The 26,618-nt window shown below is 74.0% G+C and carries 20 protein-coding genes, 1 pseudogene and 1 riboswitch; of the genes and pseudogenes, 9 read left to right on the forward strand and 12 right to left on the reverse strand.

The genetic code is table 11. From position 1 onward, the window contains the following. Positions 1 to 274 precede the first annotated feature (274 nt). The 6 genes and pseudogenes from O7619_RS13790 to O7619_RS13815 all read right to left on the reverse strand — a co-directional run. Positions 275 to 841, reverse strand: a pseudogene (locus O7619_RS13790) (SIS domain-containing protein); the annotation flags it as partial. Next, a complete protein-coding gene (locus O7619_RS13795) occupies positions 841 to 2,058 on the reverse strand; it encodes a glycosyltransferase (RefSeq protein ID WP_282288156.1) in 1,218 nt (405 codons plus the stop codon). The gene O7619_RS13795 and the pseudogene O7619_RS13790, both read right to left, overlap by 1 nt. After that, on the reverse strand, positions 2,043 to 3,026 hold the full coding sequence (locus tag O7619_RS13800; RefSeq protein ID WP_282288158.1) for a glycosyltransferase: 984 nt from the start codon (positions 3,024 to 3,026) through the stop codon (positions 2,043 to 2,045). The genes O7619_RS13795 and O7619_RS13800 overlap by 16 nt, the downstream gene beginning before the upstream one ends. 20 nt (positions 3,027 to 3,046) lie before the next feature. Beyond that, positions 3,047 to 4,612 carry an HAD-IIIA family hydrolase gene (locus tag O7619_RS13805; protein WP_282288160.1) on the reverse strand — a complete coding sequence of 522 codons (1,566 nt, stop codon included), beginning with the start codon at positions 4,610 to 4,612 and terminating at the stop codon, positions 3,047 to 3,049. Then, positions 4,612 to 5,619: a glycosyltransferase gene (locus O7619_RS13810; protein WP_282288162.1), complete on the reverse strand. Its 1,008-nt coding sequence runs from the start codon at positions 5,617 to 5,619 to the stop codon at positions 4,612 to 4,614. Before O7619_RS13810 ends, O7619_RS13805 begins: the two co-directional genes overlap by 1 nt. Beyond that, positions 5,616 to 7,268 carry a carbamoyltransferase C-terminal domain-containing protein gene (locus O7619_RS13815; RefSeq protein ID WP_282288163.1) on the reverse strand — a complete coding sequence of 551 codons (1,653 nt, stop codon included), beginning with the start codon at positions 7,266 to 7,268 and terminating at the stop codon, positions 5,616 to 5,618. Before O7619_RS13815 ends, O7619_RS13810 begins: the two co-directional genes overlap by 4 nt. 201 nt (positions 7,269 to 7,469) lie before the next feature. Between O7619_RS13815 and O7619_RS13820 the strand changes: the two genes are divergently transcribed. Continuing rightward, entirely contained in the window at positions 7,470 to 7,907 is a 438-nt protein-coding gene (locus O7619_RS13820; RefSeq protein WP_281583954.1) for an Rrf2 family transcriptional regulator, read from the forward strand. Next, a complete protein-coding gene (locus tag O7619_RS13825) occupies positions 7,907 to 8,539 on the forward strand; it encodes a class I SAM-dependent methyltransferase (protein ID WP_282288165.1) in 633 nt (210 codons plus the stop codon). Before O7619_RS13820 ends, O7619_RS13825 begins: the two co-directional genes overlap by 1 nt. A 53-nt stretch (positions 8,540 to 8,592) precedes the next feature. Here the strand turns inward: O7619_RS13825 and O7619_RS13830 are convergent, their stop codons facing one another. Next, entirely contained in the window at positions 8,593 to 9,849 is a 1,257-nt protein-coding gene (locus O7619_RS13830) for a hypothetical protein (RefSeq protein WP_282288825.1), read from the reverse strand. 327 nt (positions 9,850 to 10,176) lie between these two features. On the opposite strand from O7619_RS13830, the gene O7619_RS13835 reads away from it, so the two are divergent. Continuing rightward, on the forward strand, positions 10,177 to 12,234 hold the full coding sequence (locus O7619_RS13835) for a DNA topoisomerase IV subunit B (RefSeq protein WP_282288167.1): 2,058 nt from the start codon (positions 10,177 to 10,179) through the stop codon (positions 12,232 to 12,234). Between the two features lie 32 nt (positions 12,235 to 12,266). Beyond that, positions 12,267 to 14,756 (forward strand): DNA topoisomerase (ATP-hydrolyzing), encoded by a 2,490-nt coding sequence (locus tag O7619_RS13840; protein WP_282288168.1) that lies wholly within the window; start codon positions 12,267 to 12,269, stop codon positions 14,754 to 14,756. A gap of 34 nt (positions 14,757 to 14,790) precedes the next feature. Here the strand turns inward: O7619_RS13840 and O7619_RS13845 are convergent, their stop codons facing one another. The 3 genes from O7619_RS13845 to O7619_RS13855 form a co-directional block, all read right to left on the reverse strand. Beyond that, entirely contained in the window at positions 14,791 to 16,128 is a 1,338-nt protein-coding gene (locus tag O7619_RS13845) for a solute carrier family 23 protein (protein ID WP_282288169.1), read from the reverse strand. A gap of 61 nt (positions 16,129 to 16,189) precedes the next feature. Continuing rightward, a complete protein-coding gene (locus O7619_RS13850) occupies positions 16,190 to 16,828 on the reverse strand; it encodes an alpha-ketoglutarate-dependent dioxygenase AlkB (protein ID WP_282288170.1) in 639 nt (212 codons plus the stop codon). Positions 16,829 to 16,868: 40 nt separating this feature from the next. Continuing rightward, on the reverse strand, positions 16,869 to 18,194 hold the full coding sequence (locus O7619_RS13855; RefSeq protein ID WP_282288171.1) for a polysaccharide pyruvyl transferase family protein: 1,326 nt from the start codon (positions 18,192 to 18,194) through the stop codon (positions 16,869 to 16,871). A 146-nt stretch (positions 18,195 to 18,340) separates the two neighbouring features. On the opposite strand from O7619_RS13855, the gene O7619_RS13860 reads away from it, so the two are divergent. The 4 genes from O7619_RS13860 (at position 18,341) to O7619_RS13875 (ending at position 22,412) form a co-directional block, all read left to right on the forward strand. Beyond that, a complete protein-coding gene (locus O7619_RS13860; protein WP_282288172.1) occupies positions 18,341 to 19,519 on the forward strand; it encodes an acyltransferase in 1,179 nt (392 codons plus the stop codon). A 78-nt stretch (positions 19,520 to 19,597) separates the two neighbouring features. Beyond that, a complete protein-coding gene (locus tag O7619_RS13865; protein WP_282288173.1) occupies positions 19,598 to 19,948 on the forward strand; it encodes a hypothetical protein in 351 nt (116 codons plus the stop codon). A gap of 148 nt (positions 19,949 to 20,096) precedes the next feature. Then, positions 20,097 to 20,861, forward strand: a complete 765-nt coding sequence (locus O7619_RS13870) for a hypothetical protein (RefSeq protein WP_282288175.1) — start codon at positions 20,097 to 20,099, stop codon at positions 20,859 to 20,861. 348 nt (positions 20,862 to 21,209) lie between these two features. Beyond that, positions 21,210 to 21,352: riboswitch (cyclic di-AMP (ydaO/yuaA leader) on the forward strand. Between the two features lie 202 nt (positions 21,353 to 21,554). After that, a complete protein-coding gene (locus tag O7619_RS13875) occupies positions 21,555 to 22,412 on the forward strand; it encodes a C39 family peptidase (RefSeq protein WP_282288177.1) in 858 nt (285 codons plus the stop codon). A 64-nt stretch (positions 22,413 to 22,476) separates the two neighbouring features. Here O7619_RS13875 and O7619_RS13880 read toward each other — a convergent pair whose 3' ends face one another. Further along, positions 22,477 to 23,028: a hypothetical protein gene (locus tag O7619_RS13880; RefSeq protein WP_282288178.1), complete on the reverse strand. Its 552-nt coding sequence runs from the start codon at positions 23,026 to 23,028 to the stop codon at positions 22,477 to 22,479. A gap of 884 nt (positions 23,029 to 23,912) precedes the next feature. Between O7619_RS13880 and O7619_RS13885 the strand changes: the two genes are divergently transcribed. After that, on the forward strand, positions 23,913 to 24,833 hold the full coding sequence (locus O7619_RS13885; protein WP_282288179.1) for an alpha/beta fold hydrolase: 921 nt from the start codon (positions 23,913 to 23,915) through the stop codon (positions 24,831 to 24,833). A 94-nt stretch (positions 24,834 to 24,927) separates the two neighbouring features. Here O7619_RS13885 and O7619_RS13890 read toward each other — a convergent pair whose 3' ends face one another. Then, positions 24,928 to 26,601 (reverse strand): CDP-glycerol glycerophosphotransferase family protein, encoded by a 1,674-nt coding sequence (locus O7619_RS13890; protein ID WP_282288180.1) that lies wholly within the window; start codon positions 26,599 to 26,601, stop codon positions 24,928 to 24,930. Between the last annotated feature and the right edge of the window lie 17 nt (positions 26,602 to 26,618).

Here is a 26,618-nt window from a genome sequence, read left to right on the forward strand (position 1 = left end):
CCACCCGATCCGGCCCGTGCCCGTTCGGTCCGTGTCCGTTGGGTCCGTGTGACCCGTGTCCGTTCGGGGCGTGGCTGTTCGGTCCGTGGCCGTCGACGCCTGACGGCACGACGCCATCGACCGTGGCCAGTACCAGGCCGCCCCGGTCCCGGCCCTCGTCGGCGGACCGGGCCGCGCGGGCCGGCCGGACCGGATGCGCCGCGTGGGGCGACGCCGGCGGGGCGGGGGGTGGCCCCGGCGGTCGCCAGGACGCGCCGGGAAGCTGCCGGACCAGCGGCAGCGCCTGGTCGACGTACTCGCAGAGCAGGTGCGAGGAGACCAGGTGCAGCTCCTGCACCACCTGGCTGTCCTCCGACGGCACGGCGAGCACGTCGTGGCAGAGGTCGGCCAGGGGGTTGGGGGCGGGCCCGGTGAAGGCCCAGCAGCGCAGGCCGGTGTCGTGGGCGGCCCGGGCGGCGGTGAGGAGGTTGGTGCTGGCGCCGCTGGTGGACAGGAGCAGGAGGAGGTCGTCGGGGCGGCCGTGGGCGCGGACCTGGCGGGCGAAGACCTCGTCGTAGCCGTAGTCGTTGCCGATGGCGGTCAGGGCGCTGGTCTCGGCGTGCAGGGCGATGGCGGACAGGGGTTGGCGGTCGTGGCGGAGTTTGCCGACGAGTTCGGCGGTGAGGTGTTGGGCTTCGGCGGCGCTGCCGCCGTTGCCGGCCACCAGCAACCGGCCGCCGCGGGCCAGCGTCCAGGCCAGCTCGGTGCCCCAGGACGCCAGCCGCTGCGCCTCCCGCCGGTACGGCAGCAGGGCCGAGGCCAGCCCGGACAGGTGCGCGTCGAGCGTGTCGAGCGGCGTCATCAGGCCACCGCCGACGCCGGCCGGGCCGCGGCGACGAGCGTGCCGTAGACCGCGCCGAGCTGCTCCGCGCAACGCTTCCACGAGTAGCGGCTGCGGACCCGGTCCAGCGCCGCGGTCGCGTACGCGAAGCGGCGCACGTTGTCGGAGAGCAGCCGGCGCAGCGCGGCGCCCAGCGCGCGGGAGTCGCGCGGCGGCACCAGGTCACCGGTCAGCCCGTCCACCACGCTGTCGGCGATGCCGCCCACGTTCGTGCCGATCACCGGCACGCCGCAGGCCATTCCCTCCAACGGGGTCAGGCCGAACGGCTCGTACCAGGGCGCGGCGACCAGCACGTCCGCCGAGCGGTACCAGGCGCCCATCTCCTCCCGGGGCACGCCGCCGAGCAGCCGTACCCGGTCGGCGACGCCGCACGACTCGGCCAGCGCGGACAGCCGGCGGGCGAACGCGTCGGCCGGCAGCAGGTCGGCCGGTGGGCCGCCGACCACCACGCACTCCGCGTCCGGGACCGCCGGCAGTGCCCGCACGACGTCCAGGAAGCCCTTGCGCTCGACCATCCGGCCGACGGTGAGGATCCGCGGGCGGGCCGGGTCGCGCGGCGCGACCGGGCCGTCCGGGTGGAACACCGTCTCGTTGACGCCGGACGGGACCAGCGCCATCCGGGACCGGGGCACGCCCATCCGGAGCAGCTCGCCGACCTCGTCCTCGCACTGCACGATCACCCGGTCGACGGCCCGGCCGAGTGCCCGCTCGTAGCCGATCCGCCCTGGTGGACTGGTGTCCCGGGCGCCCTGGTGCCGGCGCTTGACGGTGCCGAGCGCGTGGTACGTCAGCACGGTCGGCACCCCGGTACGGCGGCTGGCGTGCACGGTCGCCAGGCCGCTCATCCAGAAGTGCGCGTGCGCCACGTCCGGGGTCCAGCCGCCGTGCCGCCAGGTGTCCGCCAGCCAACTGCCGAACTCGCCCATGTACGGCAGCAGGTCGTCCTTCGGCACCCGCCGGGCCGGGCCGGCCGGGACGTGCCACACCTGGTAGCCGTCCGGGGCGGGGACCGCGTCGGGCTGGGCGGGGGAGTCGCGGCGGGTGTAGACGCGGACGTCGTGGCCGCCGCCGACCAGCGCGGCGGCGAGTTCCGCCACGTGGGTGTTCTGCCCGCCGGCGTCCTCCTCGCCGAGGGCGGCGAGCGGGCTGGCGTGTTCCGAAATCATCGCGATGCGCATGTCTCCTCCTCCATGATGCGATCCCAGTCGGCGAGGAACCGGTCCAGGCCGTACCGTTCCTTGGCCACCTCCCGGGCCCGCGCCCCGAGCCGGTACGCGGCGTCCCGGTCGTCGGCCAACCAGCGCGCCGCCTCGACGAGCGTCTCCACGCGGGTGGAGAGCACCCCGGCGTCGGGTGGCACCGCCTGCACCGCTTCGGTGGTGGCCAGGGCGATCACCGGCATGCCGATGGTCATGGCCTCGACGAGGCTGAGCCCGAGCGAGGTCCAGCGGCACAGGTGCAGGTAGGCCCGGCGTCGGGCGAGTTCGGCGTGCATGGCGGCCTGCGGCAGATCCTCGTGGCCGGTCACCGGCAGACCGGGCGCGCCGGCCGCGGCGAGCGCGTCGGGCAGCCCGGCCACGCCCATGCCGAACACGTCCAGCGGGGCGACGGCGGCGAACCGGGGCATCAGGTCGGTGCCGGTGATCCGCCAGCGGCGTACCGGCTCGTTCGTGACGACGGCGAGGCGGTCGAGTTCGCCGGTCCACTCGACGGCGGGTGGGACGACGCCGTGGTCGACGACGGTGGTGCGGGTGGCGCCGGTGTCCCAGAACAGGTCGTTGAAGTGTGTGACGTGGGTGAGGAGCAGGTCGTCGCGGTCGGCCATGGGGTGGCGGGTGTTCGGGACGTCGCCCTTGGGGGTGTTGTGTTCGACGTAGATCGCGGGCAGGTCGCGTCCGGGCCGGCGGCCGAGCCATTCGGTGGCGAGGTCGAGTTCCTCGGGTCGTTGCAGGATGACCACGTCGACGTCGGTGGTGCGCAGGTCCTGCGGGGTGATCTCGATGGCGGTATCGGGCCAGGGGTAGGTGCGGGCGCGGCCGAGCCCGTAGGCGTCCCGGGCCGGGTTGGTCGGGATGAGGTAGCGGTGTTTGCCGTGCACGAACGACGTGGTCCAGGAGCCGTGCACGTGCCAGAGCAGGATGTTCATCTCTCTCCTCGACGGACGGGTCAGCGGGGAACCAGCGTGCGGACGGCGGCGACCACCCGGGCCGGGTCGACGCCGTCCAGGCAGGGGTGTCCGGGGACCGGGCAGGCGGTGGCGCGGGTGTCCCGGCAGGCCGCCGCGGCGTCGCCGAGCCGCACGGTCGGCACCCGGTACGGTCCCCACTGGCCGAACGGGACGGTCGGGGCGAACAGACTGACCACCGGTGTGCCGACCGCGGCGGCCAGGTGCGCGGGGCCGGTGTTGCCGACCACCAGGCACCGGGCGCCGGCCAGCAGGCGGGCCAGCCCGGCCAGGTCGGTCGCCCTGCCGAGGTCCACCCCGCCGGCGGCGGCGACCCGGGCGGTCAGTTCCCGCTCGTCCGGCCCGCCGGTGACCAGCACCCGATGACCGTCGGCCGTCAGGGCGGCCACGATCTCCGCGCAGCGGCGCGGCGGGCAGGCCCGGGCGGGCACCGACGCGCCGGGGTGCACCACGACGTAGCCGGGGGCCGGCAGGTCCGGCTCCGGCCCGTCCCGGTCGGCGCGCAGCCGCAGGCGGGGTTCGTCGTGGTCGGGCAGGGCGAAGCCGGCGGCGGCGGCGAGGGACAGGGCGCGTTCGGGTTCGGGTACGCCGACCGGGACGCGGTGGCGCACGTCGAGCAGGGCGCCGGGGTAGTCGTCGCTGATCGCGCTGATCCGGGGCACGCCGGCGAGGCGCAGCAGCAGGGCCAGGGGCAGGGGCGACTGGTGGAAGGAGGTGAACACCACGGCCTCGTCGGCGGCGACGGCGGCCAGCCGGTCGGTGAGCGCGCGCATGTCGTCCGGGTCCACCGGTTCCGGGGAACCGTCGATCCAGGGCAGTCGCCATTCGATGATCTCGTCGACGCCGGGCAGCAGGTCGGCGGCGGCGCGTCCGCGCGGGCCGCAGAGCAGCACCACCCGGCGCGCGCCGGCCGCGACCGCCCGGATTCCGGGTCCGGTGACCAGCACGTCGCCGGCGGAGTCGCTACGCACCACGAGCACCGTGCCGGCCGGTACGTCCCGGGGTGTCGCCGGCCGGACCGCCCGCGTCCGCCGCAGGATCTCGTCGACGGCGCCGGGCAGGTCCCGGGCCACGGCCGGCGCGGCGGCCACCTCCTCGGGCCGGGTGACCGGGGTGGGCACCATGAGGCCGGCGGCGCCGGCGGCCAGCGCGGCGGCCATGTCCCGACCGATGTCGCCGATCAGCACGCATCGGGTGACGGCGGTGCCGAGCGCCCCGGCCGCCTCGTGCACCAGCCCGGGCGCCGGCTTGCGGCAGGCACAGCCGTCGCCGTCGGCGTGCGGGCAGATCGCCCAGTGGTCGAACGGGCCGAGCAGTTCCTCGATCCGGGCGTGCACGGCGTGCATCTGCGCGGCGGTGAACAGGCCCCGAGCCAGCCCGGACTGGTTGGTCACCACGGCCAGTCGCAGCCCGGCCGCGCGCAACCGGTCCAGCGCCTCGCGGGCGCCCGGCACCGGCCGCACCTTCTCCGGGTCGCCGTTGTAGGGCACGTCCTCCACCAGCGTGCCGTCCCGGTCCAGCAGCACGGCCTCGTACAGCCCGGCCATCAGCGGCCGTCCCCGGCCGGCACCGCGCGGGCGCGCCACCAGCCCCGTACCCAGTGCCCGACCGCCAGCGGCGGGATGAGCGCGCTCGTGGCGAGCATGGTGGCGACCTCGTCCGGGGTGCGCGGGCCGGGCGCGATCCGGGCCCGGGCGAACTCGGCGGTGCCGGCCGCCCACCCGAGCGCGGCCAGCCCACCGACCACGCCGAGCGCGCGTCGGACCCGGGCCGACGGCAGCGGGGTGGCGCGCACCGCCGCGGCGGTCAGCGCCAGCGCACCGGCGGCGGCCACCGCCGCGTGCCGGGGCCGCCGTCCCGGCGGCAGGCCCAGCTCGGCGCGCCAGCGACGACCGTAGAGCCGACGCAGCAGCGCGTCGTCGGCGTTGCCGCGCTGGGTCCGCAGGCTCACCCAGCGGCTCTCCGGGCGCACCGGGTGGGTCACCCGCCGCTGGCCGCGCACCAGGTCCCAGCCGGCGTGCCGGATCCGGTGGGCCAGTTCGGCGTCCTCCCGGTAGGCGCGCGGAAACCGCTCGTCGAAGCCACCGACGGCGGCGAGTGCGGCCCGGCGGTAGGCCATGTCCGCGGTGATCCACCGGCCCGCGGCCAGGCCGGCGGTGCCGCGCTCCCAGTCGGTGGGCCGCCGGTGCGCCGGCAGCGGCACCTCCACCACGCCCTGCACCCCGCCGACCCGACCGGGCACGGCCAGGTCCGCGCGCAGCCGGCGGACCCAGTCCGGCGCCGGGACCACGTCGTCGTCGAGGAAGACCACCCAGTCGCCGCATGCGGCCCGCCAGCCCAGGTCGCGGGCCGCCGCCGGGCCCGCGCCACGCCCACGGAGCACCTTCGTGTACGCGGTGAGCGCCCCCGGCACAGCCAGCTCGCCGTGGTCGTCGCGCCGGTCGTCGACCAGCAGCAGCTCGACGTCGGCCGCCCCGCGCAGGTGGGCGGCCAGCGCGTCCAGCAGGGTGGCCAGGCTGGGCCGTCCCAGCGTGGGCACCACGACGCTGATCATCGGGCGTCCCCGAACGACCGCCGGTGCACCGCGAACGGGCCGAGGGCCAGCAGGTCCACCGGCGCGGAGCCGAACAGCTCCATCGCCTCGCGCGGCGTGTCCACCATCGGCCGGCCGGCGGTGTTGAGCGACGTGTTCACCACCACCGGCAGCCCGGTGCGCCGCTCGAACTCGGCCAGCAGCTCGGCCACCAACGGCTCGGTCTCCGGGTGCACGGTCTGCACCCGGGCGGTGCCGTCGACGTGGGTGACCGCCGGGATCCGGTCCCGCCACGCCGGCTTCACCCGGTGCACGAAGAGCATGTACGGGCTCGGGTACGTGCCCTCGAACAGCTCCCCGAAACGTTCCGCGCGCACCATCGGCGCGATCGGCCGGAACTGCTCGCGGCCCTTGACGTCGTTCATCCGGCGGGTGGTGTCCCGGTCGCCCGGGTGGGCGAGCAGCGACCGGTGGCCCAGCGCGCGCGGGCCGTACTCGCTGCGTCCCTGATACCAGGCCACGATGCCGTTGTCGGCGAGCACCCGGGCCGCCTCGGCGGCGATCGACGCCGGCCGGGTGTACGGCAGCGCCGCCCGGCGCAGTTCCGCCTCCAACTCCTCGTCCGACCAGCCCCGGCCGAGGTCCACGCCGGTCATCGGTGCGGACCGGTCGCCCAGCTCGCCGGCCACGTGCAGGGCCGCGCCGAGCGCGGTGCCGGCGTCACCGGCCGCCGGCTGCACCCACACGTCGCGGTACGGGCCCTCGGCGGCGAGCCGGGCGTTGGCCACGCAGTTGAGCGCCACCCCGCCGGCCATGGCGAGCGTGCCGGCGCCGCCGGAGGCGTCGTACAGCCAGCGGGCCAGGTCGAGGACGACCTCCTCCAGCCGCTGCTGGACGCTGGCGGCCAGGTCGGCGTGCTCCTCGCCCAGCTCCCCGCCGGCGGCGACCTCCTTGGCCAGGCCGGCCCAGTCGATCCGCTCGACCCGGAAGCCACCGTCGTCGGTGACCCGGACCAGCTCCCGCAACACGCCCAGGTGCCTCGGCGTGCCGTAGGAGGCCAGCGCCATCACCTTGTACTCGTCGCTGGAGTGCAGGAAGCCCAGGTGCCGGGTCAGCTCCTCGTAGAGCAGGCCGAGCGAGTGGGGCAGCTCCTGCGAGCGCAGCGGCGACAACTGGCCGTCGGTGTAGACGCCGGCGAGGTGGCTGGCCACCTCGCCCCGGCCGTCGAGCACCAGCACCGCGGTGTCCTCCCCGGCCGGCGGCGCGGCCAGCCCCGCCGAGGCGGCGTGCGCCACGTGGTGCGGCACGAACCGCACCTTCTCCGGGTCGAGCCCGGGCAGCGCGGCGGCGAGGAACTGCGGCGCCCGCCGCGCGTAGTCCACCCGCAGCCCGTCCCACGGGTCGGCGAGGCCCAGCTCGGCCGCGTCGCGGCACAGGCCGGGATCGAAGGAGTACGCGACCGCGTCCAGGCTGTCGACGTCGACGCCCGCGCCGGCCAGGCACCAGGCCGCGGACAACTCGGGCAGCTCCCACGCGGAGAAGGGCACCGGCCGCTTGCCGTGCTTGCGGCGGCTGAACCGCTCCTCTTCGGCAGCGGCCACGACCCGGCCGTCCACCACCAGGGCGGCGGCCGGGTCGTGGAAGATCGCATTGATGCCAAGGACACGCATGTCAGCCCCGTACCCTGGCGATCCCTCCCTAATCTGAAGGTCATCGACTTCTCGCCGCGCGTCATGTCCACCGTGGATCGGATGAACGCCCTGGTCGGCCGTTGTCCCTGGAAAAGGGTGCGATGGACTCCTTTTTTGCCGCCACCATCTCGAGCGGGCACGGCCGTGTCACATTCGGCGTCCAGTGGCTAGGGTCGGTGCGTGAGGCTCAATCGATCGACCGACATGGCGTTGCGGATCGCCATGCTGACCGCCGCGTCCCCGGTCCGCGCCACGGTCGACGAGCTCGCCACCCGACTCGCGCTGCCCCGCAGCCACGTCGCCAAGGTGGTGCAGCGGCTCCAGCGGCTCGGCGTGCTGGTGACCATCCGGGGCCGTTCCGGCGGGGTGGCCTTCGCCGAGCACGCCGGTGAGCTGACCGTCGGGCACGTGGTCCGGGCCTTCGAGGGCGACGACGAGGTGGTCAACTGCGCCGAACCCGCCTGCCCGCTGGTCACCGGCTGCCGGCTGCGCGGCGAACTGCGCCGCGCCCAGGCCGCGTTCCTCGCCGTGCTCGACGGGACCCGTCTCGGCGACCTGGTCGACGGCGCGGCCGGCCCGCTCCTGCTCAGCCTCGGCGCCCCACCGGCGGCCCGCTGATGGGCTTCTCCCACCCGATCTTCGCCCGGCTCTTCGCCCGCGCCAGCGTCGCCATGGACGAAGCCGGCGCCGCCGCGCACCGGCGCCGCCTGGTGGCCGGGCTGCACGGCCGGGTGGTCGAGGTCGGCGCCGGCAACGGACGCAACCTGTCGCACTACCCGCCGGCGGTGACAGGCGTGCTCGCCGTCGAGCCGGAACCCCGGCTGCGCGCCCTCGCCCGGGCCGCCGCGCCCGACGCCGGAGTGCCGGTGACCGTCACCGCCGGCCTGGCCCAGGCGCTGCCGGTCACCGACGGCGCCGCCGACGCCGTGGTGTTCTCGCTGGTGCTCTGCTCCGTGCCCGACCAGGCGGTCGCGCTCCGGGAGGCGCGCCGGGTGCTACGGCCCGGCGGCGAGCTGCGCTTCTACGAGCACGTGGCCGCGTCGACGCGGGGCCTGCGCCGGGCCCAGCGTCTCGCCGACGCGACGCTCTGGCCGCTGTTCTGCGCCGGCTGCCACAGCGGTCGCGACACCATGGCCGCGATCCGGGCCGCCGGCTTCACCGTCACCGAGCTGGACCGGTTCCGCTTCCCCGCGCGGGGGATCCCGGCGCCCGCCTCGCCGCACGTGCTCGGTGCCGCGACCCGGAGCTGAGCGCGGCCCGGCGCGGGCCGGCGTACCCGGAGCGGGAACGCCGGCCCGGGGACTCAGCGCACCGTGACCGTGCCGTCCGTGGCGCGGACGCAGGCCACGGTACGGGCACCCGTCGCCGCCGCCCCGCTCAGGCACTGGCCGAGCACCCGATGGCCGGCGGCGCTCGGGTGCCACGACTCCTGGCAGGTCTGGAAGTAGGTCCCGCAGGCGTTCGCGATGCGCTGGATGTCGAGCTTGTCCTTGCCGGAGAGGCTGGTCACGAAGACGCCGCTCGGGCCGTCCATCAGCCGGATCGGGGTGGCCAGCGCGTTGGCCGGGCTGCCCGACGACTCACAGAGCCGGGCGCCGTCGAACGCCCGTTGCACGTTCAGGTAGACCAGGTCGTCGGCCGGGAACTCGGCGGCGAGCGTGCCGCGTACGGAGCTGACCAGGGAACCGAGCCCCTGGGAGAAGCGCTGCCCGGGCGCCAGGCTGGCCCGGTGGATCGGGCAGCCGGCCGCGTACCGCTCGGCGCCCAGGGCGCGGAACTTGTCCCGGGTGTCGTCCCGGTTGTCCTCACTCCAGTAGCTCTGCGCCAGCTCGGGCGGCAGCGGGTTGGTGTAGTCCTGGAACACGACCCGGTGCTGGCCGTCCGCGTCGACCTCGTCGAGCGTGGTGAGCAGCCGGCGCAGCGCCGTCGTGGTCTCCGCGGTGGCGGCGGAGAACTGCGCGGCGGTGCCCAGGTCGGCGTCGGTGCAGGGCTTCTGCTCCACCGGCCCGCCCAGGTAGGCCCAGAACTCCCACCAGCCGGTCCAGGCGTCGGCGATGAACCGGTTGGCGCACTTCTCCGCCACGCTGCCGAAGGTGAACGAGCTGTTGTTCGAGCCGAGGCCGACGAGCACGAGGTCGATGTCGTGGGTGCGCGCCACCGACCGGAGCTGGTCGAGCTGGGCGGCCACCTGCCGGCCCTTGGCCCGGGTGGCCGAGGCGTTGGCGATGTCGTACGGCTGCCCGCCGGAGCAGGCCAGGTTGAACCGGGCGGCGATCCCCGGCAGGTCGGCCTGGAACAACGAGGCGTTCGGGGAGCGGTGGCAGAAGTAGGCGTTGGCGTTCGCCGCCGACCAGCCGGGGAAGCCCTGCGCGACGCCGTTGACGTCGACGACCGGGGCGTACGCGCCGGCGCCTTCGCCACTGATGAAGCTGTCACCCAGCGCCACCGCGGCGGTGGGCAGCGCCGCGGCGGCGGGCGCGGCGGGCGCCACGGCGGCCGGTAGCCCCACCGTGGCGAGCGCCAGCGCCGCCGCGAGCACGGAACGACGGAACACGGTCATGCCGACCTCACCCTCACCCATCGAAACATGAAAGATTCTTCAAGGGGGCGATCAGATCACGTACGTGTAACGAACGTCAATGGCTGCACACCGGCCCGACCCGGACCGGGAAGACAACCGGCGGGTCGCATCGTTGTCGTGTGCGGACGCCTCCTCATACCGTGGGCCCTCGCACCCGCTGATCAACCGGACAACGCACCCCACCGGGTGCGTCGGACCTGTCAGGGTGCCGGGCTAGGCTCGCTGCGGCGCGCCGCGCCCGGCGAGCGCCGTGGGGACACGCACGGTGAACGGCACCACACCGCCGAGACCTGGGAGTACGACCAGTTGACCGCACAGCCTGAGACGCTCTACGGAGCCGACGACCTGACCCACCTGGAGGGCCTCGACGCCGTCCGCAAGCGCCCCGGCATGTACATCGGCTCGACCGACAGCCGTGGTGTGGGTCACCTCGTCAACGAGATCCTCGACAACTCCACCGACGAGGGTGTCGCGGGCCACGCCACCACGGTCGACGTGATCCTGCGCGCCGACGGCTCGGTGCAGGTCGACGACGACGGCCGGGGCATCCCCACCGACGTGCACGCCAAGTCCGGCATCTCCGGCGTCGAGCTGGTGCTCACCCGGCTGCACGCCGGCGGCAAGTTCGGCGGCTCGGGCTACAAGACCTCCGGCGGCCTGCACGGCGTGGGCGCCTCCGCGGTCAACGCCCTGTCCCGCCGCTTCGACGTCACCGTCCGCCGCGGCGGCAAGGTCCACGCGATGTCGTTCCGCCACGGCGTACCCGGGGCCTTCGACGGCGACGGCCCGGACGCGCCGTTCAGCCCCGGCCCCGGGCTCCAGATCGTCGGCGCGATGAAGCGCGGCCAGCGCACCGGCACCTCGATCCGCTGGTGGCACGACCCCCGCTACTTCGAGACCGGTGCCGCGCTGGACGTCGACGCGGTCCGGCTCAAGCTGCGCAACACCGCCTTCCTCGTCCCCGGCGTGGCCTACCGGCTGCGCGACGAGACCGGCGAGGAGGCCGCCGAGGAGCGCTTCCACTTCCCCGCCGGCCTGACCGACATGGTGGAGTTCCTCGCCCCGGCCGGCGACCGCCCGGTCTCCGGCACGCTGCTGGTCACCGGCGAGGGCACCTACCGCGAGAACGCCGCCGACGCCAACGGCGTCATGCAGTCCAACGTGCAGCGCCGCGCCGAGGTCGAGATCGCGTTCCGCTGGGGCACCGGCTACGACCGCACCGTCGAGTGCTTCACCAACACCATCCGCAACGCCCACGGCGGCACCCACCGCAAGGGCTTCGAGCGGGCCTTGGCCCGCACCCTCGCCGAGGCCGCCCGCAGCGCCCGCGGCCTGCTCAAGCCCAAGGAGGACGCGCCCACCCTGGACGACGTCCTGGAGGGCATGACCGCGGTGGTGCACGTCCGCATCCCGGAGCCGCAGTTCACCTCGCAGACCAAGGACGAGCTCTCCACCGCCGGCATCACCAAGGTCCTCCAGGGACTGGTCGAGGCGCACCTGAAGAGCTGGTTGGACGACCGCCGCACCAAGGCGGAGGCCCGCACCGTGCTGCAGAAGATCGTCGACGCGGCCCGGGTCCGGCTCACCCAGAAGCAGCAGAAGGACGCGGCCCGCCGAAAGACCGCGTTGGAGGGCGCGGCCATGCCGGCCAAGCTTGTCGACTGCCGCGCCGGGGGCATCGACCGGAGTGAGCTGTTCATCGTGGAGGGGGACAGCGCCCTCGGGACAGGGCGACTTGCCCGAAGCGCTGAATATCAGGCGCTTCTCCCGATTCGCGGCAAGATCCTCAACGTGCAGAAGGCGAACCTCCAGCAGGTGTTGGACAACGCCGAGTGCGCCGCGATCGTGCAGGTGCTGGGTGCCGGTTCCGGTCGCACCTTCGACCTGTCCACGATGCGCTACGGCCGGGTGCTCATCATGGCCGACGCGGACGTCGACGGGGCGCACATCCGCACGCTGCTGATCACGCTCTTCGCCCGTTACATGCGCCCGCTGATCGAGGCCGGTCGGCTCTACGCGGCGATGCCGCCCCTGCACAAGATCACTACGAAGGGGCGCAACGCGCAGACCGTCTACACCTACACCCAGGCCGAGATGGAGGCGACGGTCCGCAAGCTGGAGAAGGCCGGCAAGCAGATCGTCACGCCGATCCCCCGGTTCAAGGGTCTGGGCGAGATGGACGCCGACGAGTTGTGGGAGACCACCATGAACCCGGCGACCCGGGCGGTCCGCCGGATCACGCTCGACGACGTCGAGGCCGCCGAGCGGATCCTCGACCTGCTCATGGGGGAGAAGGTCGAGCCCCGCCGCAACTGGCTCATCGACTCCGCCGACCGCGTCGACCGCGACGCCATCGACGCCTGACCACCGCGTTCGTTTCGGAAGGAAGCTGCACCATGGCACGCCGCAAGGACGACCGCGCCAAGGCGGACCTCTCCGCCTTCGACCAGGCCGGCGCACGGGTCTTCGACAACCCGCTGGTCACCGAGGTGTCCGACTCCTACCTGGAGTACGCGTTCTCGGTCATCCACTCCCGCGCCCTGCCGGACGCCCGGGACGGGCTCAAGCCCGTGCACCGGCGCATCCTCTGGTCGATGCACGAGTCGGGGTTCCGGCCGGACCGGTCCCACGTCAAGTCGGCCCGCGTGGTCGGCGACGTCATGGGTCGTTACCACCCGCACGGCGACACCGCGATCTACGACGCGCTGGTCCGGCTCGCCCAGGACTTCTCGCTCAACACGCCACTCATCGACGGGCATGGAAACTTCGGCAGCCCGGACGACGGCCCGGCGGCGGCGAGATACACCGAGTGTCGGATTTCCCGGCCCGCGATGCTGCTCGTCGGGGAGCTGGGCGAGGACACCGTCGACGTCGAACCCAACTACGACGGTTCGCTGACCCAGCCCACCGTGCTGCCGGCCGCCTTCCCCAACCTGCTGGTCAACGGCGCGTCCGGGATCGCGGTCGGGATGGCGACCAACATGATCCCGCACAACCTCGGCGAGGTGGTCCAGGCCGCCCGCTGGCTGATCAACCACCCGGACGCCAGCCTCGACCGGCTGATGGAGTTCGTGCCCGGCCCCGACCTGCCCACCGGTGGGCTGCTGCTCGGCCTGGACGAGGTGCGCCGGGCGTACGAGACCGGGCGCGGCGTGGTGCGGATGCGCGGCCGGGTCGAGATCGGCCCGCTGGAGGGCAGCCGCGGCCGGCAGGCCATCACGGTCACCGAGCTGCCGTACGGCGTCGGCGCCGAGAAGGTCATCGCGGCGATCACCAACGAGGTCAACAAGACCAAGCGGCTGACCGGCATCGCCGACGTGAAGGACCTCACCGACCGGGAGAACGGCACCCGCCTGGTGGTCGAGTGCAAGGTCGGGGTCAACCCGCAGGCGTTGCTCGCCGACCTCTACCGGCTCACCCCGCTGGAGCAGTCGTTCGGCGTGAACAACCTGGTGCTCGTGGACGGCCAGCCGCGTACGCTCGGGCTCAAGGAACTGCTCGAGGTGTTCCTGTCGCACCGCTACGAGGTGGTGACCCGGCGCAGCGCCTACCGCAAGCGCAAGCGGGAGGAGCGGCTGCACCTGGTCGACGGTCTGCTGATCGCCCTGCTCGACATCGACCGGGTGGTCAAGCTGATCCGGGCCAGCGAGGACGCCCAGGCCGCCAAGGACGGCCTGATGCAGAGGTTCACGCTCTCCGAGATCCAGGCCACCTACATCCTGGACACTCCGCTGCGCCGGTTGACGAAGTACGACCGGCTGGAGCTGGAGGCCGAGCAGGAGAAGCTGCGCGGCGAGATCGCCGAGTTGTCGAAGATCCTCGACGACCCGAAGGTGCTGCGGAAACTCGTCTCCGACGAGCTGGCCTCGGTGGTGAAGCAGTTCGGCGCCGAGCGGCGCACCACGCTCGTCGACGGCGACCTGAAGGAGGTGCTGGCGGCCTCCGTGCCGGCCGGTCCGCTGGAGGTCGCCGACGACCCGTGCCAGGTGATCCTGTCCGCCACCGGGCTGGTCGCGCGGACCGCGGCCGAGTCGGAGGAGGCCGCCGAGGCGCGCCGGCGCAGCGGCCGGGTCAAGCACGACGCGGTACGCGCGGTGGTGCACTCCACCGCCCGGGGCCGGGTGCTGCTGGTGACAAGCGCCGGCCGGGCGTTCAAGATCGACGTGTTGCCGTTGCCGGTGTTGCCGGAGCAGTCCGGCACGGTGTCGCTGCGCGGCGGCATGTCGGCCGCGGAGCTGGCGCCGTTGGCGCCGGGGGAGACGGTGGTCGGGCTGGCGCCGCTGGGGCCGTCCGCCGAGGGGTCGCCCGGCCTGGCGCTCGGCACCCGGCAGGGCGCGGTGAAGGTGTGCGCGCCCGACTGGCCGGTCCGCTCCGACGAGTTCGAGGTGATCTCGTTGCGGGACGGCGACGAGGTGGTGGGCGCGACGTGGTTGACCGACGGCGCCGAGGCGCTGGCCTTCGTCTCCTCGGAGGCGTCACTGCTGCGTTTCGCGGCGTCCCTGGTCCGCCCGCAGGGCCTCAAGGGCGGCGGGATGGCCGGCATCAACCTGCCGGCCGGGGCGCGGGTGGTCTTCTTCGGCGCGGTGCGCACCGACGATCCGCAGCACGGCGAGCCGATGGTGGTCACGTCGACGGGCGCCACGGTCAAGGTGACGCCGCTGAAGGCGTACCCGGCGAAGGGGCGGGCGACCGGCGGCGTGCGCGCGCAGCGGCTCCTCAAGGGTGAGCTGGACCTGTCGGTGGCCTGGATCGGCCCGCGGCCGGTGGCCGCGACGGCGAACGGTGACCCGGTGGACCTACCCCCGGCGGACCCGCGCCGCGACGGCTCCGGCTTCGCCGTAATGCTGGGCCCCACCGTAGTAGGCCACCACATAGACCGCGACTAACCCCACCCCCCACCCCCGTGCGGCGATCATGAAGTTATTGCCCGGCATCGCGGCGTGTCGTGGCAATAACTTCATGATCGTCCGGGGTGGTGCCTCGGAGGTGGGCGATCAGGCGCATGCCGTGATAGATGGCCAGGGCGGCGGCGGTGCCCAGGGCGATGCCGTTGAAGGACAGGTCGCCGGCCGTCAGCGTGTAGTTGGCGGCACCCACGATCACCGCGACCGCGGCGGTGAACAGGTTGACCGGGTCGTGGAAGTCGACCCGGTTCTCGATCCAGATCCGGGCGCCCAGGACGGCGATCAGCCCGTAGAGCGCGGTGGTCGCGCCACCGAGCACGCCCGCCGGCACGGTGAGGATCAACGCGCCGAACTTCGGGCAGAGGCCGAGCAGGATCGCCGTGCCGCCGGCCACCCAGTACGCGGCCGTGGAATAGACGCGGGTCGCCGCCATCACGCCGATGTTCTCCGCGTACGTGGTGGTGCCGGAGCCGCCGCCGGAACCCGCCAGCACGGTGGCAAGCCCGTCGCCCAGGAACGCCCGACCCATCTGCCGGTCGAGGTTCCGGCCGGTCATCGCGGCGACCGCCTTGACGTGCCCGGCGTTCTCCGCGATCAGCACCAGGATCACCGGGATGACCAGCACGACCGCGCGCAGGCTGAAGCCCGGCGTGTGGAACTCCGGCAGCCCGACCCAGGAGGCCCGCCGCAGCCCGGTGACCGCCTGCTGGTCGAGCTGGCCGGCCAACGCCGCGACCAGCCAGCCGACCGCCACACCGACCAGGATCGACAGCCGGGCCAGGAAGCCGCGGAACACCACGGTGGTGACCAGGATCGCGAGCAGGGTGAGCACGGCGATCAGCGGCTGCGCCTTGACGCCGGTGCCGGCCCCGCCACCGTCCCACGCCACCGGCGCGAGATTGAGCCCGATCAGCGCCACGATCGCGCCGGTGACCACCGGGGGCATCAGGGCGTCGATCCAGCGCGCGCCGGCCAGGTGCACCACGACGCCGACAAGCGCCAGCGCGGCGCCGGCGACCACGATGCCGCCGAGGGCCGCCCCGATGCCGCCGTCGGTCTTGGCGGCGAGCACCGGGGCGATGAACGCGAACGACGACCCGAGGTACGACGGCAGCCGGTTGCCGGTGATCAGCAGGAACAGCAGCGTGCCCAGGCCGGAGAAGAAGAGCGTGGTGGCCGGCGGGAAGCCGGTGATCAGCGGGACGGTGAAGGTGGCGCCGAACATGGCGACCACGTGCTGCACGCCCACCCCGACGGTACGCGGCCAGGAAAGGCGTTCGCCCGGGTGGACCACGTCGCCGGGGCGCACCGACCGGCCGTCGCCGTGCACGGCCCATGCGGGGAACCGGGTCATCGCCTCGCCCTTCACATCTGCGGTGCGGGGTGATTGTTTCTAGCACGGCTCCGGGGCGGAGTCAGGCCACCCCGGCGGGGCGGAACTGGACGCTGACCCGGGGACCCACCGGCCGGGTGGTCTTCGGCACCGCGTGTTCCCAGGTGCGCTGGCAGGAGCCGCCCATCACCACCAGGTCGCCGTGTCCGAGCGGGAAGCGCAGGCCGGCGCCGCCACCGCCGCGCGGGCGCAGCAGCAGCGGGCGGGGCGAGCCGAACGAGACGATCGCGACCATGGTGTCGGTGTGCGCGGAGCGGCCCTGGGTGTCGCCGTGCCAGGCCACGCTGTCCCGCCCGTCGCGGTAGAGGCACAGGCCGGCGGTGACGAACGGCTCGCCCAACTCCGGCGCGTAGTGCCGGGTGAGGGTGTCGCGGGCGGCGGTGAGCACCGGGTGCGGCAGCGGGCGGCCGGCGGCATACCAGCAGAGCAGGCGGGGCACGTCGACCTCGGTGTCGTACATGGTGCGGCGTTCCGCCCGCCACGGCACGTCGTGTCGCAGCGCGTCGAGCACCGCGTCGGAGCCGCGCACCCAGCCGGGCAGGTGGTCGACCCAGGCGCCCCGGCTCAGCTCGTGGCGGCGCAACCGGCCCCCGAGCGGGCCCAGGGTCGGGCCGTCGGGGGCCAGGTCGAGCATCGAGGGCTGGTACGCGACGTCGGACACGCCCGCCATCGTACCCGGTGATCGAACATGCGTACGATCGTCAGCGCCCCAGCATGCGGCGGACCGGGTCCGGGACGGCCTGCTTGATCCGCTGGCGCAGCCCCTGGGCGCGGAGCCCGTCGATCGTCTCGGCGAGCGCCCGGTTCTCGTCGCGCAGCCGCTGGATGCGGGTCAGCAGCTCGGCCGGCGTGGCGGCGGCGGCCGGCCCGACGGCCGGCGGGAACTCCGTCTCCTGGACCTGCTTGTCGAACCGGGCGGCGCTGTCGCCGTCGGCGAACGAGGTGCCGAGGTCGTGCTTGGCCAGGAACGCGGTGATCGTGTCGAAGCGGGCCTTGTGGCCGGCGGTCAGCGCGGTGTAGTCGGCCTCGGCGTGGAGGTCCGCCGCGTCGACGTCGGCCGGCACGTCCCGCATGATCCGGTGCGGGATGTCGAAGTAGCGGGCCAGTTCCAGGGTGCGTGAGTCGTGGGCGAAGAGGTAGCCGGGGGTGCCGGCCAGCAGTGCGGTGATGGTGCCGTGGATCCGGGTGCCGAAGTTGAAGTCGAAACCGGACAGGTGTGCCATCCAGGTCCACGGGTCGACGAACATCCGCACCTTGTCCTGAACGAAGAGCGGGTGCGAGGTGTGCAGCGGCATCTCGCTGCGCTTGCCCCGGTGCTCGGGCGCGTCGCCGTAGAGCAGGGTGCCGAGGGTCCGCAGGTCCTGCGGGATGTAGCACAGGTTCGGGTAGCGCTCCCGGTGATGGCGGACGACCTTGGCCATGGAGGCGACGTACGGGGAGATGGTCAGCGCGATCCGGGCGTCGGTGGTCAGCTCCGGGCGCTTCTTCGCCAGCGGGAACTCGTCGCCGTGCAGGAACATCGACGGACAGCCGATCTGCTCCACCGCGGAGAAGCCGAGGGTACGCAGGTAGCTCTCGGTGATCTCGCCGCGTACCCCGATGCTGTGCGAGCGGTCGAGCACGGCCCGGCAGAACGCGCTGACCGGCTCGTCGATCTGGCGCAGGTATTCCCGGTCCCCGTCGACGTTCGTCTGCACGCCGACGCCGAGGACCACCACCGGGATCTTCAGGCGCTCGATCAGCCGGGTGAGCGGGTTGAGGCGGTGCACGAAGCTGCGGCGGAAGGCGTTGGCGAGCGGCACCACGAAGACGTCGTACCGCTCGTTGATCTCGTCGGCGTCGCGCGGGTCGGCCGGCGCCCGGTTCGGGGTGATCTGTGCCGTGGCGGTGGCCAGCAGCTTGTGCGCGGCGTGGCTGAACACCAGGTTGCCGCTGTTGTCGCCGATCCAGTTGCCGGCGAAGGTCTCCTCCGGCGTCAGGACGTCGAACGGGCCCTTGCGGGCGCGGAGCAGGATCCGCTGGTGCATCCGGTCGCTCACCTTCCGTACGGGCCCGGCGGGGCCCGGACCGGCCCCGCACGTGCGGGAACGGAAAGCCTATCCGGCGTTTCCCGGGTGCCGGCCGGCCGCCGCCGCGCGGCGGCGGGCCGCCCGCCACGGGTAGGGTCCCCGGGGTGACAAGTGCGCCGACCACCACCCGCGCTCCGCGGCTGCCGTCGCTGACCGGGCTCCGGTGGGTCGCCGCTCTCCTGGTGTTCGGCTTCCACGCCGGCACCATGCGGATCATCGCCGAGCCGGACCTGAAGGCGGTGGTGGACCGCGCCTTCAGTCTCGGGCTCTCCGGCGTCGAGTTCTTCTTCATCCTCAGTGGATTCGTGCTGGTCTGGTCGTACCGGGACGGCGAGCGCGGCCGGACGTTCCTGCGGCGCCGGTTCGCCAAGATCTATCCGAACCACGTGGTGACGTTCGTGGCGGCGCTGGCCGTGGCGGCCTGGTTCGCCGACCCGGTCCTGCCGTGGGCCGCGATCGGCAACCTCTTCCTGGTGCAGGCGTGGATCCCGCTCAACGGCTACTTCTACAGCGTCAACAACGTGAGCTGGTCGCTCTCCTGCGAGCTGGCCTTCTACCTGTGTCTGCCGCTCGTGGTGCCGTGGCTGCGCCGGGCGCGTACCGGTGCGTTGGCGGCCGTGCTCGTCGCCGCGCCGCTGCTCATCCTGGCGCTCTGGCCGGGCCAGCACCTGGTGCCCGAGGACCAGCGGTGGTGGTTCACCCAGATCTTCCCGGTCACCCGCTCCTTCGAGTTCTGGATGGGTGCCGCCGCCGCCGAGCTGATGCGCCGCAACCGCTGGCGCGGCCCCACCCTGACCGTGGCGAGCGCGCTCTTCGTGAGCACCTGGGTGGTCGCCGCGCTGTGGATCCGGGCCGAGTTCTGGGCGGCGCTGCTCGCCGTGGCGTACCTCCTGGTCATCACCGCCGCGGCGGACGCCGACGTGCGGGGCCGGCGGACCCCGTGGCGCTCCCGCCCGATGGTCTGGCTCGGTGAGGTCTCGTTCGCGTTCTACCTCGTGCACGTGCTGGTCATGGTGACCGTCCTGCGGCTCACCGGCGACTGGGGCACCGGACTGCCCGGGTGGCGCGGCCCGCTCGCGGTGCTCGGCTTCCTGCTGCTCACCCTGGCGCTCGCCGCCGCCCTGCACCGCTGGGTGGAGGTGCCGATGATGCGCCTCCTCGGTCCGTCGCGCCGGGCCCGCCGCGACCGGGCCGCCACCGCGCCGGCCGTGCCCGCACCCCGGCCGGCGGCCGAGGACACCGACCGCTCGATCGAGTACGCCGAGTCGCGCCGGCCGGACTGACCGCTCCACCCTGTCCGGTGGCGGCGCGACACGCCGGGTGACGGTGCGTGGCGGCGGGATCGCGGGTAGTTTGTACCCGTGCTTCCGATCGCGCTCACCTGTCCCGTGTGGTGGGTGGCGCGCTGGGCCGCACGCATGCTCGCCAGCCTGGCCGTGGTCGTCGCCTGCTCGTTCGGCGCCGCCTCGTTGCCGGCTGCCGCCTCGTTGCCGGCGCCGGCCGGCTCGGTTGGCCCGGTCGCCGCATCGACGTTCCGCACCGATGCCGGCACGCGGGCGGAGCACGACGCCGCCACCGAGCGGCAGACCGCCTCCACCGGCGTCCCGGAGCCCGGGCCGGAGGGCGACGCCGTACGCCCGGCCGGCCAGCATCCGGTCCCGGCCGGTCAGCCGCCGGCGCCGGCCGGCCCGCGGGCCCCGCCCGCCCGCTGACCCGCCCGCTGCCCCGCCCCGGGCCGGTCCCGTCGCCCACCCGAACCTCACCCGCACCCGCCGCTCGGCGGCCCGGTCGCGCCCGGATCCCGGCCCCCGACCGGCCGTGCGGAATTCCCCGTCACCGTCTCCCGTGAGGTGCCCGCCGATGTCGCAGACCGTTCTCCTCAACTTCCTCACCGCGGTCCCCGAGGCCGCCGCCATCTGGTCGGCCCTGACCGTGCTCGCCCTCGTCCTGCTCACCGTGCTGGTCGCCCGCCCCGAACGCGACGGCGTGGTGGAGGCCGAACCCGACCCGGCCGACGTCGAGGCGCTGCACCGGGCCGACCTGACCCGGTACGCCGACGAGGTGGCGGTGGCCGCCGCCGGAGCCGCCCAGACCGCCCGGCGTCGCCGCGAGCGGTGGCTGGCCGCCCAGGACGAGGCGGAGCGCGCGTGGTCGACGTACGACGAGGCGGACTCGGCCGCCCGCCGCCTGGCCGGCGCCGCCGCCCTGCCCGAACCGAGGACGCCTCGCACCCCGTCCGAGTACGCGGCACGGGAACGCTGGCTGCGTCACGCCGCGATGGCGGCACACTGGCGGGGCGACCTGACCGCCCGCCAGCTCGCCGACGTGCTGGCCGGACGCAACGGGTGGGACCCCTGCCACCACCCGGCGGCGCAGGAGATCGTGCTGGCCCGGACGGTCCGCGACGGCCGCCGAGCCGCCTGGGAGACGGCCGCCGAGCGGGAACGGCTGGCGTGGCGGGACGCCGAACTGGCCGCCGAGTCGGCCCGGACGCTCGCCGCCGAGGCGTACGCCGCCGCGACGGCGCTGCGGCCCGCGCCGGCGTTCCGGGCCGCGCCGGCGACCCGTGTCCCGGTGCCGGCTCCGGTGCGCAGCGCCCGCTGGCGTCCGGCCCGCGTCGGCTGAGCGGCGCTCTCGGCTGAGCGGGCGGTCCGGGGTCGGGTCCTGCCGCGGCTGGGCGGCTGCCTCGGCCGAATCGTTACCGAACGCGGTGAGCCGGGTCACCGGTCCGCCGCGGCGGCGAAGCCGATGTCCCCGGTCGCCCCCGGCGCCCGTTTCTCCGCCCGCCGGACGTCCGGTTTCCGCCGGTCGGCGTCGACGGCACCCGTCGTCCCATTGAGTCACGTCGGTGACCGGCTGTGCCGAAATTGTAGTCACCGAACACGTTTCCGCAGGTGGGAGCGCTTGGCATGCGCCGTACCCATCGGTAGTGTCGGCGCGTCCGGTGCGGTTGTCGATCGCCGATGGCGTCGCCGCGCCGACCCGCCTAATCGTGCACACGAACCGGGGACCCACAGCAACACCGGGGTGAATCCGCGGAGCCCACGGCCCCGCGGTAGGGCGTACTTCCCGCCCGAATCCGTCAGCTAACCCGGTCGGCGGCCACGGAAGGAGCTACCTCCTCGTGCCAACCACCCCCCGACCATCCCCCCGCCTCCACGGCCAACGGGGGCCGGCGCGCGCCTGAGCGACGCGTACCCGACCCCTGATCCGCCCGGCATCCCGGGCCACCCAGCCGCGGCCGTCCAGCCCGTCAGCGTGCGTGAGTTCCCCCGCGCGCCGGGCCGGCGTGTGCCGCCCACCCCCGTGGAGGAATCCGTGAAGCACCACCTGAAGCGTCAACTGCGGCGGCTCGCGACCGAGCGCCCGTACCAGATCATCGCCGGTTCGGCGGCGGCCCTCGTGCTGGCCGGCGGCGCCGGCGCCACCCTGACCGCCACCGACGACGCCCCGGCTCAGCGGGACACCGCCGCCGTGGCGGAACTCGGCTCCCGCCTCGACGACGCCGTGACCCGGAGCGAGGCCCGGGTCGCACTCCCGTCGCCGAGCGCGTCACCGAGCGCCTCGCCGAGCGCGTCGCCCAGCGCCTCTCCGACGGCCTCGCCCGTGGCGAAGGCCGCGGCCAAGTCCGCCAACCCGGACACCACGCCGAAGGCCAAGCCGAAGCCACCGTCGAGCAAGGTGCTCGACTACGACTACCAGGCGCAGACCACCTACTACTACTGCGGCCCGGCGGCCGTGCGGAACGCGCTCAGCGCCGCCGGCATCGAACGCAGCCAGGACACGCTGGCCGTCGCGCTCGGTACCACCGAGATGGGCACCAACTCGGCCGAGGACACCACCCGGGTGCTCAACCAGCAGGTCAAGGGCAACCCGTACCGGACCCGCATGATCCCCGGCGCGGCCACCCCGGACCAGACCGACCGGCTCCAGGCCGACGTCGTCAACGCGGTCAGCAACGGCCGGGCGGTCGTCTCGAACATCGTCGGCGACGCCACCGACACCAACGGCGGCTGGCACTCGTTCCCGGGCGGCCACTATGTCGCCGTGATCGGCTACAAGAACGACGGCCGGACGGTACGGATCGCCGACTCGGCCGACCCGTCGCTGCCGTCCTACTGGGTCGCCACGACCGACCTGGCGAACTGGATGTCCACGCGCGGATACTCCGCCTAACCCATTTATCGAGTACGTGAAGGCCGGCACCCCGTTGTTGCAGGGTGCCGGCCTTCGTCTGCGCTTACTTGTTCCAGTGCTGGTTGACCAGGTCGGTGGCCTGGTTCTCCCACTGGGCGTAGGCGTCGGGGTACGCGGACACCTGCACGGTCTGGGCGGCCTCGGTCAGCGGCATGTCCTGCCAGCCGTCGACCTGCTTCAGGCCCTTGAGGAACGCCAGGGTCGAGTACTCCGGGTCGGTGATCTGCTCCGGGCTGCCCCAGCCGGAGGAGGGGCGCTGCTGGAACAGACCGAGGGAGTCGTGGTCGTTGGAGTCGCCGAGGTGGCCCAGGTTCTCCAGCTTCGACTCCTGCAAGCTCGTCGCGATGGAGATGACCGCGGCCCGCTCGGGCAGGCCGGCCTTCTTCGTCGCGGCGATGATCGCCTTGACGTTGGCCGTCTGCTCACCGTTGAGCGTGATGCTCGACTGCTTACCTTCGGCCTGCACGGCGACCGGCTTACCCGCCGTGGCGGCGTGGGCGGTGTCGGCGTGGGCGGCGATCGGACCGGCGAACACACCACCGGTGAACGCCAGACCAGCGATACCCAGGACGCTCTTACGCAGGATCGTGTTCATCAGGGGGCTCCATTCCGGGGGTCGACACACACACCACACGGGGGGTCGGGCGCGTGTGCAAGCACCGTCAGGCGCTCAAAGCTTTACGGGGGGGGTCCGGCGGCTTCGCGGGGCGGGGCCTCAACGCGGATGGCGCCGGGGTGACTGTGTAACGACCGGCTGCCCACCGCCATTCCCAGGGGGCAGGTCGGGCCGCGCGGCATGGTGTCGGCGCTGGCCTTCCTCGGTCGTTCACCGGGTTACAACGCCCCCACCCCCGCGACGATTCCACCGTCGGAGTGCCACCCACCACCCTCGAACCGGACACCCCACCCACCCGCGCACGGCGACCGGATCCCGCACACCGTCAAACACCCCAAGCCCACAACGGGAACGATGCGGGCGCCTCAACACACCCGACACACCCACCCCGTTCCACCCGCGCCCCGCCCGGGCCACGACTGGAACGTCAGGGGTGTCTCAACGCGCCGGAGACACCCGTAGCGTTCCACCCGTGCTCCGCCCGGGCCACGACTGGAACGTCAGGGGTGTCTCAACGCGCCGGAGACACACTGGCGTTCCACCCGTGCTCCGTCGAGCCGTGAGTGGAGCATCACGCGGGTGCCTCAGCGCGCCGTAACGACCCACCCCGCCGCACCAGAGAGGACCCGGCACCACGGAAACCGCGTGGTGGCTACCGTGGGCCGGGAAGAGGTCTGAGTCGTCCAAAGGGGCCGAGGCGGGTGCACGGCCCGATGACGACCTGCGCGAACATGACGCGGGTGCGCGACCGCCGGACCGGAGTCGCGCATCAGCGCGGCCCGCGCCGGCGCATGACGTCGTCCGCGTGTGACGTCGGTGTCCGCTCTCGCGCACCGTGTCTGTCCGGTGGCAGACTGCGCCGTATGGGCGATGCGAGGGGGACCCGTCACCTGGTGCTCCTACACGGCATGGGGGCCACCGGCGAGGTGTGGTTGCCGTGGGCGCCACTGCTGGAGCGCCGCTGGCCAGGACGCTGGCTCGCCCCCGACCTGGCTGGACACGGCTGGTCACCGCCGCTGCCCCCGAGGCCCGCCACAGGCGGGGCCGCCATTGCGCCGGGAGACACCGATGGCGCCGCGACCGCGCCCGGTGTCGCCGCCGCGCCGGGAGACGTCCACGGGGTGGCCAGTGCGGCGGGACGCGCCGACGGGGTGGCCAGCGCGGCGGGAGACGTCGGCGAGGGCGCCACCGCGACCGGGTACTCCTTCGCGGCCCTCGCGCGGCGCGTCGTGGACGGGTTCGGTGCGGTCCGGCTCGGCCCGGATGACCGGCTGGTGTTGCTCGGTCACTCGCTCGGTGGCGTGGTGGCGCTGGCGGTGGCCGCGCGCCGGTGGGGCCTGCCGGTGGACGCGGTGGTCGGGCTCGGCATCAAGGTGGCCTGGTCGGTGGCCGAGTTGGCGAAGGCGGAGGAGTTGGCCGCCCGGCCGGTGACCTGGTTCGCCACCCGTGACGAGGCGGCCCGTCGTTACCTGCGGGTGTCCGGGCTCGCCGGGCTGTTCGCGCCGGACCATCCGGTGGTCGACGCGGGACTACGGCGGGGGGACGGGCGCTGGCGGTTGGCCATGGATCCGGCCGCGTTCGCGGTGGGGGCGCCTCGGCTGCCGGCCCTGCTCGCCGCCGTCGACGTGCCGGTGCTGCTGGCCCGGGGCGAGCTGGACCCGATGGTGACCGACGCGCAGCTCAAGGAGTTGGGCGTTCCGGTGGCCACGCTGCCGGGGCTGGGCCACAACGCGCACGTCGAGGATCCCGCAGCGGTGCTCGCGCTGCTCGACCCGTACCTCTAGGGTCCGCCGCAGGCCGGGTCCCTGCGCGACCGGGCAGAGCCGGCCCGGTCTCGACTCGACCACCCCTGCGAAACACGACCCCGCGGAACCGGCCCTACGGCGTGCGCGGCGCCGGGACGGCGAAGTCGGGCTCCAGCTCGCGGCGGGCGGCGGTGAGGAACGCCTCGGCGTAGCCGTCGGTGGGGAAGTCGCCCAGGTAGCGGGTCCGGGCGGCCCAGCGGTCGGCCGCCTTCGGGTCGGTGTCCAGCAGCGCGGTGAGTACGTCGTCCACGTTGGACATGTCGCGGCGCAGCACGTAGCCGGAACCGGCGAGGGGGAACCGCTCGACGAAGTGCGCGCCGTCCGCGCCGGTGTCGGTGACCGCGTACGGCTTGCCGGAGTAGAGCCAGTCGGAGATGACCCCGGAGACGTCGGAGACAAGCGCGTCGGCGCGGTTGACGCACTCGGTGAGCGTCAGCTCCCGGGTGGCCGCCGCACCCCACAGGTGCGCCCGGCCGGTCTTCGCCCGGTCGGCGGCGAGCAGTTCGGTGAGCCGGGCGAGCTGCCGGGCCGAGGCCGGGTTCCGGTCGGTGTAGGGGTGGGCGCGCAGGATCACCGTGGCCCCGCGGTCGAGCAGCCGGCGGATCAGCGTCTCGGCCACCGGCAGGGAGCAGTAGTTGGCGTCGGCGTTGTGCCCGGTCCAGGTCGGGGTGTAGAGGACGGTCGGGTGCGCCGAGGTGGGGGCCGGCTCCCGGCGTACCTCGATCTCCTCGACCTGGGGGCGGCCGACCACGACGAACTTCTCGGCGGGGATCTCCACGCCGGCCCGGGCGTACCTGTCGATGGCCGCCTGCCCGGCCACGAAGATCTTGTCGAAGATCGCGGAGACCGGGTTGGCGCTCGGGGCCTTGTCGCTGTCACCGTGGTGCAGTTGCACGTGGGTGAGCTGGTGGAACCGGATGCAGTGGGCGTTCTTCGCGCCGTGGTTGACGTAGAACGCCACCCGCAGGCTGGGCACCAGGGCCTCGTCCAGGGCCTTGAGCGTGGGGCAGAGGACCACCGGGGCGCGGGTCGCGGCGGCGACGGTCGGCAGGAACTCCGGTTCGCGCAGCACCACCAGGAACGGGCGGCCGATCCGTTCCAGGTACGGCAGCCACATGGTCACCTGGTATTCGGAGCCGGGCGGGGCGGAGAAGTGCAGCACGAACTCCGGTTGGTGCCGGCGTAGCGCCCGGCCGATCGGGCCACCGCCGGCCGGCGGCCGGAACCGGCGCCGGGCGAGGTCGAGCGCGACCGCGGCGCAGCCGGCGCCGACGAGCAGCGTGGCGACGAGCGGGAGCCAGGCCGGCAGGGCGAGCGCGGCGGCGAGCGCCACCAGCGCCAGCAGCACCAGCAGGGCGTCGCCGAGCCGGGCGGCGACCGGTGGCGCCCAGGAGCGGACCGGCAGGTTGGCCGCCCGGATCTCCAACGCGGCGGCCTGGCGCAGCGGGCCGACGAGCAGCACCAGGCCGAGCAGGACGAGCGCGGTCACGGCCAGCGCCGGGTCGAATCCGTCGTCGGCCCGGCGGGCGTAGCCGACCAGGATCCCGGCGGCCACCAGCACCGTCTCGACGAGGCCGTCGGCGCTGGGCCGGACCCGCCGCTCCCAGGCGGTGGCGGCAAGCGCGGCGACCGCCACGGCCAGCCCGGCGGCGGTGGCGCCGGTGAGCGCCAGCAGGAGGAACGCCAGCACCGCCAGCCCGCTGGTCAGCACCCGGGCGAGCAGTTTCCGGACCAGGTCCCCACGCATCTGGTTCGTCCCGTCGG

This window comes from Micromonospora sp. WMMD998 (genome assembly GCF_029581235.1).
GTDB lineage: Bacteria > Actinomycetota > Actinomycetes > Mycobacteriales > Micromonosporaceae > Micromonospora.

Coding starts and splice junctions, on each gene's coding strand:
- O7619_RS13840 (WP_282288168.1), top strand. CDS start 12,267: ATGGCACGCCGCAAGGACGACCGCGCCAAGGCGGACCTCTCCGCCTTC.
- O7619_RS13795 (WP_282288156.1), bottom strand. CDS start 2,058: ATGCGCATCGCGATGATTTCGGAACACGCCAGCCCGCTCGCCGCCCTC.
- O7619_RS13830 (WP_282288825.1), bottom strand. CDS start 9,849: ATGACCGTGTTCCGTCGTTCCGTGCTCGCGGCGGCGCTGGCGCTCGCC.
- O7619_RS13880 (WP_282288178.1), bottom strand. CDS start 23,028: ATGAACACGATCCTGCGTAAGAGCGTCCTGGGTATCGCTGGTCTGGCG.
- O7619_RS13855 (WP_282288171.1), bottom strand. CDS start 18,194: ATGCACCAGCGGATCCTGCTCCGCGCCCGCAAGGGCCCGTTCGACGTC.
- O7619_RS13885 (WP_282288179.1), top strand. CDS start 23,913: ATGGGCGATGCGAGGGGGACCCGTCACCTGGTGCTCCTACACGGCATG.
- O7619_RS13845 (WP_282288169.1), bottom strand. CDS start 16,128: ATGACCCGGTTCCCCGCATGGGCCGTGCACGGCGACGGCCGGTCGGTG.
- O7619_RS13800 (WP_282288158.1), bottom strand. CDS start 3,026: ATGAACATCCTGCTCTGGCACGTGCACGGCTCCTGGACCACGTCGTTC.
- O7619_RS13870 (WP_282288175.1), top strand. CDS start 20,097: ATGTCGCAGACCGTTCTCCTCAACTTCCTCACCGCGGTCCCCGAGGCC.
- O7619_RS13890 (WP_282288180.1), bottom strand. CDS start 26,601: ATGCGTGGGGACCTGGTCCGGAAACTGCTCGCCCGGGTGCTGACCAGC.
- O7619_RS13815 (WP_282288163.1), bottom strand. CDS start 7,268: ATGCGTGTCCTTGGCATCAATGCGATCTTCCACGACCCGGCCGCCGCC.
- O7619_RS13805 (WP_282288160.1), bottom strand. CDS start 4,612: ATGGCCGGGCTGTACGAGGCCGTGCTGCTGGACCGGGACGGCACGCTG.
- O7619_RS13810 (WP_282288162.1), bottom strand. CDS start 5,619: ATGATCAGCGTCGTGGTGCCCACGCTGGGACGGCCCAGCCTGGCCACC.
- O7619_RS13825 (WP_282288165.1), top strand. CDS start 7,907: ATGGGCTTCTCCCACCCGATCTTCGCCCGGCTCTTCGCCCGCGCCAGC.